The sequence below is a fragment of the Paraburkholderia ginsengiterrae genome (assembly GCF_001645125.1).
GTDB classification, from domain to species: Bacteria; Pseudomonadota; Gammaproteobacteria; order Burkholderiales; family Burkholderiaceae; genus Paraburkholderia; species Paraburkholderia ginsengiterrae.
This window is the reverse complement of the sequence record NZ_LXKA01000349.1, coordinates 99,085-112,021: the sequence shown is the minus strand read 5'-3', so window position 1 is coordinate 112,021 and position 12,937 is coordinate 99,085. Positions and strand designations below refer to the sequence as shown.

Below are 12,937 nucleotides of genomic sequence, written 5' to 3'. Positions count from 1 at the left end.
TCTGACCGTATAGCCGCTATACTCGACAGCATCAAATCATGGGGACGGCATGGAATCGATCCATGTGTCCGCTGGTCCATTCCGCTCACGAATAGCAGCTTGCCGATGAAAGCGCCCTCCCCCTCCTCTCGCGACCCGCTGCCTACCGACAGCGAAGCCACATCAATCGAATTCGACGACCCGTCTATCGACAATCTGAATGCGGGCTACCCGCCTGCCGGCACGACCACACCACATTCTTCACGCGCCCGCAGTCTCGCACTGGCCGCGAGCCTCGCGTTAATCGCCTTTTCGTTGCGCACGCCGATTACGAGCGTCGGGCCGATCCTTGTCGAAGCCGTTCGCGCAACCAGCCTCAGCCCCGCGGGTGCGAGCGTGCTCACCACGCTGCCGTCGTTGTGCTTCGGCCTGTTCGGTCCGCTTGCGCCGCTGCTGGCCCGCCGCGTGGGCAGCGAACGGGCCCTGCTCGTCCTGCTCGTGTTGCTGACAGCGGGCGTCGCAATGCGTGTCGTGCCCTCATGGCAGGCGCTCTACGCGGGCCAGATTCTTGCGTGCTTCTCGATCGGCTTGATGAACGTGCTGATGCCCGGCGTCGTCAAACGCGACTTTCCGCAGCATGTTGCCTTGATGACCGGGATCTATAGCGCCGCGATGTGCGCGGGCGCAGCGGCGGCCGCCGCGGCGACCGTGCCGGCCGCGCGCGCGGCGGAGCAGCTCGTGGGCAGCGGGGCCAATGGCTGGACATGGGCGCTCGCGCTGTGGGCGATTCCCGCCGCGTTGGCCACACTGGTCTGGACACGCCATATTCCGCCGCGCGGCATGCACGCCGGGCGGCGCATACACACGGTCCGCGGCTTGTGGCGCGACCCACTGGCGTGGCAGGTCACGTTGTTCATGGGCTCGCAGTCATCGCTGGCGTACATCGTCTTCGGCTGGCTCGCGACTGTGCTGCGCATGCGCGGGATGAGCGCGGTCGATGCGGGTCTGATGCTGTCGCTGAGCGTGATCGCGCAAACCGTGCTGTCCATGCTGCTGCCTCTGCTCACCGCACGCCTTCGCGATCAGCGCGCGGTGAGTGTGCTGGGCTTGTTGCTGACCGGGGTGAGCCTGCTGGGCTGCTTCTTCGCCCCGCTGTCGACCACGTGGATCTGGGTCCTGCTGCTGGGCGCCGCGCAACGCACATCGTTTACGATGGCGCTCACGGTTATCGGTTTGCGCTCATCCGATTCGCACGTCGCCGCGCAGCTGTCGAGCATGGCGCAAGGCGTCGGCTATCTGATTGCCTCGTGCGGTCCGTTCGTGGCCGGATCACTGCTCCATGCGACCGGCTCGCTGTACAGTATCGCCGCGCTTTGCGTGGCCGTCTGCCTCGTGTCGGCGTGGTTCGGCTATGCCGCGGGCCGGCCCATGCACGTCAACGCGCAGATCGAATGACACGTCGGGTGGGTATCCGGTCTCTCCGGCGAAACCGGATACCCACCGCCGCCAATACGCCGCGAAGATAACGCCCTCAGAGGAACCAGCGGTACTCGCGCGCGCTGACCTCGTTCATGAAGTCCAGGTGGTCCTGGCGTTTGTTCTCGCAGTAGACCATGACGAACTCCTTGCCCAGGCCTTCGCGCACCGCCGGATGATCCTGCATGGCGGCCACGGCCGTCAGCATGTCTCTCGGGAAATCGATTCCGCTCTTGCGGTCCACGTTGAGCGGCGCAATCGGTTCGCGTGCCACGTCCAGGCCGTGCTCCATGCCGGTCAGAATCGCGGCCAGCACCAGATAAGGGTTCGCGTCGGCGCCTGCCAGACGGTGCTCGATCCGCAGATTGCGATCATTCGATTCAGGAATGCGAATAGATGCGTCGCGATCCTCGTAGCCCCAACTCGCCTGGCTGGCCGCATTCGTCGTCCAGCCATAGCGGCGAAAGGCATTGTGATTGGCCGCGAACACCGGCATGCAATGCGGCAGCAGCGCGAGGCATCCGGCCACCGCGTGACGCAACGGGCGTTGATTGTCGGCCGCCAGCAGATTGTTGCCGGCCGCGTCGTACAGGCTCACATGCACATGCATGCCGCTGCCCGGCGCGTGCAGATAGGGCTTGCTCATAAAGCTGGCACGGTAGCCGTGCTTCATCGCCACGCCGCGTGTGCTGCGGCAGAACAAGGCGGACCAGTCCGCCGCGCGCATGGCGTCTTCGTTGTGGCCGAAATTGATCTCGAACTGGCCCGGGCCCAGTTCAGCGGTGATCACGGTGGCATCCACGCCCTGCTCGCGCGCGGCTTCGACCATCTCATGCAGCACACCGGAAAAGCGCGACAGCCGCTCGATGTGCATGTTCGGCTGATCGTCGCTATCGCCGCACAGCGGATCTCGTGGACATTGCGGCAGACCGTCCCGCAGTGCTGGGTCGAACAGGTAGAACTCCAGCTCGAAGGCCACCGTCGGGCGGATGCCGCGCCGCTCGAAGCGCTTGAGCACCTGGGCCAGCACTTCGCGGGGTTCGAACTCGATGGGCGCCTCCGTGCCGTCCGAGCTGATCAGCATCTGCCCCAATGGCTCGCTTTCCCAGCGCACGGGTTTAAGCGTGCCGGGTATCAGACGGCGCGGCGCATCGGGATCGCCGTCGTTGAAGCAGTAGTCGCCGATCGGGTACAGGCCGCCCTGCGTGCCCAGCAGAATGCAGTTCTGCGGCAACTTCAGGAGACTGCCGGCGGCGACCTTCTCGAGCATCTCCACCGGGTAGCGCTTGCCGTAGAAATGCCCGGGGATGTCGAGGCAAATCAGGTCGACGTAGCGGACTTCGGGATACGCCGCGCGAAAAGCGCGCACTTCGTCGAGCAGGTCTGTGGAAACGGAAGCCACGGTGCGGTCCTTCTCAAGAAAAGAGTGATGGTGAAAAATTTAGCAATCCATATTTTTAAACGCAGCATCGTCCGATGCTTCGCGTGCCATGCGAACGCTAGGTGAACACCCAGAGCACCCGCGTCGGCTCGTCTGAAAGGTTGGCATAGCGAAACTGCGCGTGCGCCGGCACCTGGAAACCGTCGTTAGGACCCAGGGTGACCGGCTCGTCCTCGCTTCCCAGCCAGATGGTCAGCTCACCTTCGAGCACGAAGCCGCCCTGCTCGTCGCTGTCGTTCAACGGCCTGTCGCCGCTGCTGGCGCCCGGCGCCAAATGGCTTTCCAGCATGGAAAAGCCCGCCGACATATTCGGCGACACCAGCACGTCCGTAATGCCCTCAGCGTAGTAAAGGGTACGGCGTTCATCGGGCCGCGTGACCCACGGCAGCGCGCGCGGCTTGCTCAGACTGTAGAAATAGGTCGTCGGCGCACCCAGCGCTTCGCCGATGGCGGTCAGATCGCCCACTGTCGGGCGCGACAGGCCGCGTTCGACCTGGGACAGAAAACCCACCGAGCGGCCGATCTTCTTCGCCAATGCGCCCAAAGTCATTTTCTTGTGTTTGCGAAGGTCGCGAATCAATATCGCAAGACCTTCCATCTCTTCCTGCTGGTTCATTTTTCGCCTCTTTTCTCACACCCTGTCGCGCAGACGATACCAGGTCTTCCCCAGCACCTCCAGCGGCGCGGCCAGCAACTCGCCGCCAGGAAAAGGCGGATTGTCGATGGACTGGTACAGGTTCAGCAATTCGTCGTCACCGAGGATGGCGTCGGCCACGGCGCGTGCGGCGGCGAGCGTAGGCAGCACACCATGCCCTGAAAACCCTTGCAGCCAGTAGCGCGCGTTCTGCCGGCCGACATCCGGCGTGCGCTTCATGCTGATGTCGATATGGCCGCCCCACGCAAACTCCAGTTTCACTCCGCGCAGTTGAGGAAACGCGCGCTCCAGATACGGCCGGGTGGCCGCCACGATGTCTTTTGGAATGCCGCCCGCGTACGTGCAGCCGCCGCCGAACAGCAGCCGGTTGTCCGGACTGAGGCGGAAGTAGTCAGGCACGAACTGATTGTCGATCACGCAACTATTGCGCGGCAACAGCGAACGGGCCAGATCCGGCGTGAGCGGCGACGTGGCCACCTGATACGTGCCGACCGGCAGCATGCGACGCGACAGCTTGCGGTCGAGCCGGTCGATATACGCGTTGCAGGCAAGCACCAGCACATCCGCCCGCACCTCGCCCTTGTCGGTACGCGCGACATACCCGCCGGGCGTTTCGCGGTAGTCGAGCACGCGGCTCTGTTCGAAGATGCGCCCACCCGTCTGCTCGATAGCCGCGGCGAGGCCCTGGGCCAGCTTCAGCGGATTCAGGTGGCCCGCTTCGGGATCGTAAAGCGCCGCCTGGTAGCGCTCGCTGCCGATCCAATGGGGCATCTCCTCGCGCGGGATGAAGCGCATCAGGTCGTAGCCCCACTTCTCCACCGCCTCGCGCTGCGCTTCCTGCAGCAGGGCCACGCGGCGCGGCAGCACGGCCGCCCACAGGCTGCCGGGGCGATAGTCGATATCGAAGCCATGGCGTTGCGGCAACTCGCGTATCTCCCGCGCCGCCCAGCGCATGCTGTCCCATAGCTGGCGCGCTCGCTCGAGGCCAAGCGCCGCCTCCAGCGGAGGCATGTCGCACGACCAGCCGAGCAGCGCCTGCCCGCCGTTTCGCCCCGATGCCGCCCACGCCACCCGGCTTGCTTCCAGCATGACCACGCGCTTGCCCGCGAGGCTCAGGCGCAATGCAGTGTGCAAGCCACTGAAACCCGCGCCGATCACCAGCACGTCTGCGTCTTCGCGGCTGCTCAGGGCCGGGCGCAACGGGATCGGCGCCGGATAAGTGCCGGCGTAATAGCTCGCGACATGCTGGTCGGACTGGACGAACATAAGGGTTCCGTGAAAAATTCGACTGGTAATTTCATGAAAATTATCATCAAATTTTCATGACCGCAAGCTGGGAGTTGCACGCAGATGGACCTGAACGGTCCATGGCATCGCGCCCGCCTTCCCAATCAGCCGGACTACTGAGCATTCAAGTGGCCATTCGCATCGGGGTTAATTACGAATAACAAACGGCATTGCACACATCATCAATACAATAATTACATTTAGCCAACACATCGAAATTCGCTGTTATTCCCTATGAAATTCGCTCCAGGGATTAACACGGATAAACGTGCGTTCATTCATGCAAGCGTTTAACAGTCGGCGTACACTCGCTCGGAGCCCATGCCACGGGGCTTGCGGGACTACGGAGCCGCTCGTCGTTCAAGGCGGGCAATCGCAGACTCAGGAGAACAATCAATGAGCTGGACACGGGAACAGAGAAACGTCACGATCGCCGCCTACCTGGGATGGACACTCGACGCATTCGATTTCTTTCTCATGGTGTTCGTGTTGAAAGATATCGCGCAGGAGTTCAATACAAATATCCCGGAAGTCGCCTTCGGCATCTTGCTCACCCTGGCGGCGCGTCCGCTCGGCGCATTGATTTTCGGCTGGCTCGCCGACAAATACGGCCGCCGTCCCACGCTGATGGTCAACATCGCGTGCTTCTCCCTGCTCGAATTGCTGTCCGGCTTTGCGCCTAGTCTGACCATCCTGCTCGTGCTGCGCTTCCTGTTCGGTATCGCGATGGGCGGCGAATGGGGTGTGGGCGGCGCACTGACCATGGAAACCATCCCGCCGAAGTCGCGCGGCATCGTCTCGGGTCTGCTGCAGGCCGGCTATCCGAGCGGCTATCTGCTCGCCTCGGTGGTATTCGGCTTGTTCTATCAGTACATCGGCTGGCGCGGCATGTTCTTCGTCGGCGTGCTGCCGGCGCTGCTCGTGCTGTATGTGCGGGCGCATGTGCCGGAGTCGCCGGCCTTCAAGACGCTCGAAAAGAAACCCCGCCTGGGTCTTGTCGCCACGCTCAAGCAGAACATCGGCTTGTCGCTGTACGCGATCGTTCTGATGACGGCGTTCAACTTCTTCTCGCACGGTTCACAGGATCTTTATCCGACCTTCCTGCGGGTGCAACATCAGTTCGACGCGCACACGGTGTCGCTGATCACGATCACGCTGAACATCGGCGCGATTTGCGGCGGGCTGTTCTTCGGCTGGGTGTCGGAGCAGATCGGCCGCAAGCGCGCGATCTTCATCGCCGCCCTGATCGCGCTGCCGGTGCTGCCGTTGTGGGCCTTCTCGAGCACGCCGGTGCTGCTCGCGCTTGGCGCCTTCCTGATGCAGATCTCGGTACAGGGCGCGTGGGGCGTGATTCCGGTGCACCTGAACGAAATCTCGCCCGATGAAATTCGCGCGACGTTCCCCGGCCTCGTGTATCAGCTCGGCAATCTGATCGCGGCGGTGAACGGCCCGCTGCAGGCGAAGGTCGCCGAAGCGCAAGGCAACAATTACGCGCTGGTGATGGCCGCGGTAATCGGCATCGTGGCGGTGGTGATCGCCGTACTGATTCCGTTTAGCCGCGAGCGCCGCGGCATCGACATGACACAGACGGCGAAAGAGGTTGCGACCTAGCTTTAAGCGTTCGAACTAAACAGCTATTGTGCCCGCGCGTTATCGGGCACAATAGGCACAAAGGCGGCTCGAACCGCCGCGGCGCGAAGCACACGCCATCAAGCAAACGCAGGGCCAAACACAGGTAGCACGCCATACGAGGCCGTTCCGATTTCGATCGGAACGGCCTTTTTTTATTTCCGCGCGGTTTGACGTCCCGCGAGCATCGGAAAGCGGACCTCCGTCGGGTCTTCTAGAGGAGTTCGTCGACACCGCCCCCTTGATCGCACGCATCATCCTTCTTATCCTGAAAAAAACGGCTGTTTCAAATAATCATTTGAATCGCTTGTTTGCGAGCCGGGCGACCGGCAACTGGGAGACGCAATATGGCAGTTCGCACAACAGGCCGGCATGCCGGCGATACGAAGTCCCGCATCCTCGACGCTGCTGAAACGCTGTTCATCGATTGCGGCTATGAAGCGATGTCGCTACGGCAGATTACTTCGCGCGCCGAAGTCAACCTCGCGGCGGTCAACTATCACTTCGGCAGCAAGGAGTCACTGATCCACTCGATGCTGTCGCGCCGCCTCGACCGGCTCAACCAGGAGCGGCTCAAGCTGCTCGACCGCTTCGACACGATGCTCGGCGACCGCCTGACCTGCGAGCACGTGCTCGGCGCGATGTTCATTCCCGCGCTGCGCCTGTCGCGCGATCCGCGCGTGGGCGGCAAGGCATTTCTGCGGCTGCTGGGCCGTGCCTATACCGACCCGTCGGCCTTCATTCGCGACTTTCTGAACGTGCACTATGCGTCGGTGGCGGTGCGCTTTTTCGACGCGTTCCAGCGCGCGTTGCCGCATCTGCCGCGCGAGGAACTCGGCTGGCGCCTGCACTTCGCGATCGGCGCGCTCTCGGGCGTGCTGGCCGGCACCGATACGGACAGCCTGATCTCGGAGTTCTCGCAGGGCAAGTCGATGAACGACCTGCAATTGATCGCCCGCCTCGCCTCGCTGATGGTGGCCGCGCTCAAGGCGCCGCTGCCGGACGGCACGCAACTGGCCGCGTTCGCCGCGGTGCTGGGCGATGCTACCGAAAGCGGCACGGACTGTGCCGTCGACGGCAGCGCGCAAGGCACGGGGGTTGCTGCACCGGGGGAACACGGAGCGGCGCCGGCAGTGTCGGAAGGCGAACGTCATGGCGGCAACCTGCAGGCGGGTCCTGTCGAGCACGCGTTGCACGGCACGGCTTAGAAACGAAGCGAACAAAGACAAGGAAGCCTTGCGGGCGGCGCCTTCATCAACCGTCCGCAACATGAAGGCCGCCAACCCGGGCGGCCCATCCTGATCGCACACCTGGGCGGCGCGGCAGTTCAGCCACCCGACAAGAAGATCAACCGAACATAGAACGCGAGCCGTCCGTGCCCCGTGGATGCGTTCGCACGCCTTATCGAAACAGGAGGAGACGTCATGCTGTGGTTCACCCTGGTCCTCGTCATTGCCGCTTTCGCGCTCGTCTATAGCCGGGCGCGCGCTTCATGGTGGCTCGCTTTCATGATCGTCTGGGTGGCGGCCGCGCATGCGACCGGCGCGACGGGTCCGGTGGCCACCGCACTGCTCGCGATCGTGTTCGTCCTCCCTGCCCTCGTGCTCACGCTCAAGCCGCTGCGCCGCGCATGGCTGACCAAGCCGGTGCTCGACCTGTTCCGCAAGATCCTGCCGGAGATGTCGCCGACCGAGCGCGATGCGATCGAAGCCGGCACGGTCTGGTGGGATGCCGAACTGTTCTCGGGACGCCCGCACTGGGACACGCTGCTCGGCTACGGCCCCGCCACGCTGACGGCCGAAGAGCAAGCCTTCCTCGACGTCGAATGCGAGCAACTGTGCGATCTCGCGAACGACTGGGAAACCACCATGGTGTGGCAGGACCTGTCGCCGCAAACCTGGCAGTACATCAAGGAGCGCGGTTTTCTCGGCATGATCATTCCGAAGCAGTACGGCGGCAAGCAGTTCTCCGCGTACGCGCACTCGCAGGTCATCATGAAGCTGGCCACGCGCTGCTCGGCGGCTGCCGTCACGGTGATGGTGCCGAACTCGCTCGGCCCCGCCGAATTGCTGATGCACTACGGCACCGAGGAGCAGAAGAACCACTATCTGCCGCGCCTCGCGCGCGGCGAGGACATTCCCTGCTTCGCGCTGACGAGCCCTTACGCCGGTTCCGACGCGGCGGCAATTCCGGACGTCGGCATTGTCTGCAAAGGGATGTTCGAAGGCCGCGAGACGCTGGGTTTTCGCGTCACGTGGGACAAGCGCTATATCACGCTCGGGCCGGTCGCGACCGTGCTCGGCCTCGCGTTCCGCGCGCTCGATCCCGACCGCCTGCTCGGTGCGAGCGACGAGCCCGGCATCACCTGCGCGCTGATTCCGACCGACCATCCGGGCGTGAATATCGGCCGCCGCCACTGGCCGCTCAATGCCGTGTTCCAGAATGGCCCGAACTCCGGCAAGGACGTGTTCATTCCGCTCGACTGGGTGATCGGCGGGCGCGCGCAGGTCGGCAACGGCTGGCGCATGCTGATGGAATGTCTCGCGGCGGGCCGGGCGATTTCGCTGCCGTCGTCGAATGTGGGGATGGCGAAGATCGCCGTGCGCGGCACCGGTGCCTATGCCGCGATTCGCCGCCAGTTCCGCACCGCCGTCGGCAAGTTTGAAGGCGTGCAGGAAGCGCTCGGCCGCATGGGCGGCAACCTGTATGTGATGGATGCCGCGCGCCGCCTGTCGGCGCAGGCGGTGGATCTCGGCGAAAAGCCCTCGGTGATTTCGGCGATCGCGAAGTACCACATTACCGAACGCGCCCGCATGGTCGTCAACGACGGCATGGATGTCACCGCCGGCAAGGGCATCTGCATGGGCCCGTCGAACTTTCTCGCGCGCGCCTATCAGCAGGTGCCGATCGCGATCACCGTGGAAGGCGCGAACATTCTCACGCGCTGCCTGATCATCTTCGGCCAGGGCGCGATCCGTTGCCATCCGTACGTGCTGAAGGAAATGGCCGCGACGCGCGAAACGGATCGCGCCAAGGCGCTGCGCGATTTCGACGCGGCATTCTTCGGTCACCTGAGCTTCACGCTCTCCAACGTGGTACGCAGCTTTGCGGACGGCATCACGGGTGGCGCGTTCATCGCCAAACCGCGCACCGCGTACGCGCCGCTGCATGCGTACTACCGCGCGGCCACGCGCCTGTCCACTGCGTTCGCGCTCCTCGCGGATGTCTCCATGTTCGTGCTCGGCGGCGATCTGAAGCGCCGCGAACGCCTCTCGGGGCGTCTCGGCGACGTGCTCTCCCACCTCTATCTGATCTCGGCCACGTTGAAGCGTTTCGAAGACGAAGGCCGTCAGGAAGACGATCTGCCGCTCGTGCGCTGGGGCGTCGAAGATTCGCTGTACCAGGCGCAACAGGCGCTCGACGGCGTGCTCGCGAACTACCCGAACCGCTTCGCCGCCGGTCTCGTACGCGTGCTCGCGTTCCCGTTCGGCCTGCCTTACCGCAAGCCGTCCGACCGCCTCGGCAGCGAGATTGCCGAGCTGATGCAAACGCCTGGCGCCGCGCGTAACCGACTGGTGTCCGACTCCTATGTGCCGCATCCCGACGTCGATGCGCTAGGTTACGGCGAGCTGGTGTTCGAGCTGAACCCGCGCGTCACGCAGATCGACCAGAGACTGCGCGATGCGGTGAAACAGGGCCTGCTCGAACCGATGCCGCAAAGCCTGCCGCAACTGGCCGCATGGACGGATACCGCGCAGGCAAAAGGCCTGATCGACGCCGACGAACGCCGCGTGCTCGACGACTACGCTCGCTATGGCGCGCAGGTCGTGCAGGTCGACGATTTCCCGGCCGATTTCGACATGCTCGCCAGCTTGCAAAAACGCAAGTCGGCGCTCGACAAGGCGCTGGAACTCGCGGCCTGAGCGGAGCGCGGGGCGTATGAAAAAACATCCCGGTGAGGCGTGCCACACGCGCCAAACCCGGTGCACACTGACACACGTCCGGCGTCCCCTTGGGGACGTCCTCAGGGCGCCCCCCAAGGGGACTTCTTTCGGGCGCAGCCAGCGGAGCAACGAATAATATGAACGACTCTTACCTGAACTTCGTCAACTCGCCCTTCGGCGCGCGCCTCGCGCGCTCGCTTGGGCTGCCCAAACCCGAGGTGCTGCGCCGCTATCGCGCGGACCGGCCGGAGTTCGACGGCATCGTGGCGATCGGCGCGGGCCGCGAGCCGCATCTGCTCGACGCGCTCGCCACGCTCGTCGGCGGCATCGGCGTAACGAGCGTGGCGCATGCCAGCGCGGGACTGTGGGTACCGCTCGCGAATCGCCACGGCCTCATGACAGGCCGTTTCGAGGCGGCCGACTCCGGCTCGTCGAGCAAGCTCGCAGCCCTGCTGTTCGACGCAAGCGGCATCGAAGACAGCAGCCAGCTCGAACCGCTGCACGCATTCTTCCACGACACGCTGCGCTCGCTCGGCAAGTGCGGACGCATCGTCGTGCTGGGACGGCCGCCGCAGACCTGCGTGAATCCGCGTCAGTGGACCGCGCAACGCGCGCTCGAAGGCTTCACGCGTTCGCTCGGCAAGGAAGCGCGGCGCGGTATCACCGCGAATCTCGTGTATGTCGAGCCAGGCGCCGAGAGTGGTATGGAAGCGACACTGCGCTTTTTCCTGTCGCCGCGTTCGGCTTACGTGTCGGGTCAGGTCGTGCATATCGCCGCACAGGTCGGCGATGAAACCGGCGGCGAAATGGATGGCGAAACGGGCGGCAAAACGGGCAGCAAAGCGTCCTCCACGTTCGACTGGGCGCAACCGCTGGCCGGCTTGCGCGCGGTCGTGACGGGCGCCGCACGCGGCATCGGCGGGTCGATTGCGAGCGTGCTGGCCGCCGAAGGCGCGCACGTGATCGGCATCGATATTCCCTCTGCGCGCGACGCGCTCGACGCCACCATGCGCCAGCTCGACGGCACCGCGCTCGCGTTCGACATCGCCGCGCCGGAAGCCCCCGCGCAGATCGCCGCCGCGCTTGACGAACAGGGCGTAGATATCGTCGTGCACAACGCCGGCATCACGAAAGACAAGACCATCGCGAAGATGACCGAGGCCGCGTGGCAAAGCGTCATCGACATCAATCTGTCAGCGCAGGAGCGCATCGACGACGCGTTGCTCGCCGGCGGCATTCTGCGCGACGGCGGCCGCATTATCGGCGTGTCGTCGATCAGCGGCATCGCGGGCAATCTCGGCCAGACCAATTACGCCACCTCGAAGGCCGGGGTGATCGGCCGGGTGCAAAGCATGGCACCGCATTTGCGCGCACGCGGCATCACGATCAACGCCGTCGCGCCGGGCTTTATCGAAACGCAGATGACCGCGAAGATTCCCCTCGCGATCCGCGAAGCCGGCCGCCGCATGAACTCGATGAGCCAGGGCGGCCAGCCGGTCGACGTCGCGCAGACCATCGCGTGGCTCGCGCATCCGGGATCGGCCGGCGTGAGCGGCCAGATCGTGCGCGTGTGCGGACAAAGCCTGATTGGAGCGTGACCATGCGCGAACCGGGTGATCCGTTCGGCGGCATGCAGGTTGCGAGCGCGGCGCGGCCGAAGACCGTCGTCATCGACACCTTGCCTGCGCCCGCCAAGCTCTATGCGCGCGCGCTGTCGGGCATCATCAAGCGCGGCCGCGAGACGCATCTGCCGCCGCTGCGTCTGGTACGCCCCGCCGTCGCCATCGACCCGGGGCCGGTGTGGCGCTATGCGCGCGTCTGCGGCTTCATCCCGGAGCACGGCGTGCCGCTCACGTATCCGCACCTGCTCGCCTTTCCCCTGCATCTGCTGATGCTGACCGATCCGGCCTTCCCGTGGCCGGCGCTCGGGCTCGTGCATCTGGCTAACCACGTGCGCCTGCGCCGCCCGCTCACCTACAAGGACATGCTGCGCGTGGAGGTGGAATTCGGCGCGCTGCTGCGTCACGACAAAGGCCAGGCGTTCGTACTGCATACGCGCATGTACCGGCGCGGCGAAGCGGTATGGGATGGCGACAGCGTCTATCTGAAGCGCGGCGTGGCCGCCGGCGGCAGCGCGCTCGATCCGCTCGAACTAGGACCGCTCGAACTGCAACGCACCGCGCGCTGGCAACTGCCGTCGCAACTCGGCCGCGACTACGCGAACGTCTCCGGCGACTACAACCCGATTCATCTGAGCGCGCTCTCCGCGAAGGCGTTCGGCTTTCCACGCGCGATTGCGCACGGCATGCGGGCGCTGGCGCGCGCCGCCGCCGCGCTGCAACCGCCGAAACCGCTGGCCGAAGCCACGCTGTGCGCCGAGTTCAAGCTGCCCATGCACCTGCCGGGCGAGGTCTCACTATGGAGCGCGTCGCCTTCGCTGATCGAACGCGACATCGAAGTGCGCGATCTTGCCGGGCAGAAACCGCATTTGCGCGGCCGCATGCAGTGGCGGCTGCAATAACCAGA

The 12,937-nt window shown here is 64.7% G+C and carries 9 protein-coding genes; 6 read left to right on the top strand and 3 right to left on the bottom strand.

From position 1 onward, the window contains the following. Window positions 1-105: 105 nt before the first annotated feature. Window positions 106-1,434, top strand: coding sequence for a CynX/NimT family MFS transporter (locus A6V37_RS30530; protein ID WP_082904883.1), 1,329 nt, complete (start codon window positions 106-108; stop codon window positions 1,432-1,434). A 76-nt stretch (window positions 1,435-1,510) separates the two neighbouring features. Here the strand turns inward: A6V37_RS30530 and A6V37_RS30525 are convergent, their stop codons facing one another. From A6V37_RS30525 to A6V37_RS30515, 3 genes are all read right to left on the bottom strand, one after another. Further along, on the bottom strand, window positions 1,511-2,857 hold the full coding sequence (locus tag A6V37_RS30525; protein WP_064269731.1) for a glutamine synthetase family protein: 1,347 nt from the start codon (window positions 2,855-2,857) through the stop codon (window positions 1,511-1,513). 97 nt (window positions 2,858-2,954) lie between these two features. After that, on the bottom strand, window positions 2,955-3,512 hold the full coding sequence (locus A6V37_RS30520) for a helix-turn-helix domain-containing protein (RefSeq protein WP_064269730.1): 558 nt from the start codon (window positions 3,510-3,512) through the stop codon (window positions 2,955-2,957). Window positions 3,513-3,527: 15 nt separating this feature from the next. Next, window positions 3,528-4,817, bottom strand: coding sequence for an NAD(P)/FAD-dependent oxidoreductase (locus A6V37_RS30515; RefSeq protein ID WP_064286665.1), 1,290 nt, complete (start codon window positions 4,815-4,817; stop codon window positions 3,528-3,530). A 417-nt stretch (window positions 4,818-5,234) separates the two neighbouring features. Between A6V37_RS30515 and A6V37_RS30510 the strand changes: the two genes are divergently transcribed. The 5 genes from A6V37_RS30510 (at window position 5,235) to A6V37_RS30490 (ending at window position 12,932) form a co-directional block, all read left to right on the top strand. After that, complete coding sequence (locus A6V37_RS30510; RefSeq protein WP_064286664.1) at window positions 5,235-6,449, top strand: MFS transporter; 1,215 nt, start codon at window positions 5,235-5,237, stop codon at window positions 6,447-6,449. 365 nt (window positions 6,450-6,814) lie between these two features. Continuing rightward, window positions 6,815-7,675, top strand: a complete 861-nt coding sequence (locus A6V37_RS30505; protein WP_064269727.1) for a TetR/AcrR family transcriptional regulator — start codon at window positions 6,815-6,817, stop codon at window positions 7,673-7,675. A 216-nt stretch (window positions 7,676-7,891) separates the two neighbouring features. Beyond that, window positions 7,892-10,390, top strand: a complete 2,499-nt coding sequence (locus tag A6V37_RS30500; RefSeq protein ID WP_064269726.1) for an acyl-CoA dehydrogenase — start codon at window positions 7,892-7,894, stop codon at window positions 10,388-10,390. Window positions 10,391-10,548: 158 nt separating this feature from the next. Next, entirely contained in the window at window positions 10,549-12,009 is a 1,461-nt protein-coding gene (locus A6V37_RS30495) for a 3-oxoacyl-ACP reductase (RefSeq protein WP_064269725.1), read from the top strand. A gap of 2 nt (window positions 12,010-12,011) precedes the next feature. Continuing rightward, window positions 12,012-12,932 (top strand): MaoC/PaaZ C-terminal domain-containing protein, encoded by a 921-nt coding sequence (locus A6V37_RS30490; protein ID WP_064286663.1) that lies wholly within the window; start codon window positions 12,012-12,014, stop codon window positions 12,930-12,932. The last annotated feature ends 5 nt before the right edge of the window (window positions 12,933-12,937 follow it).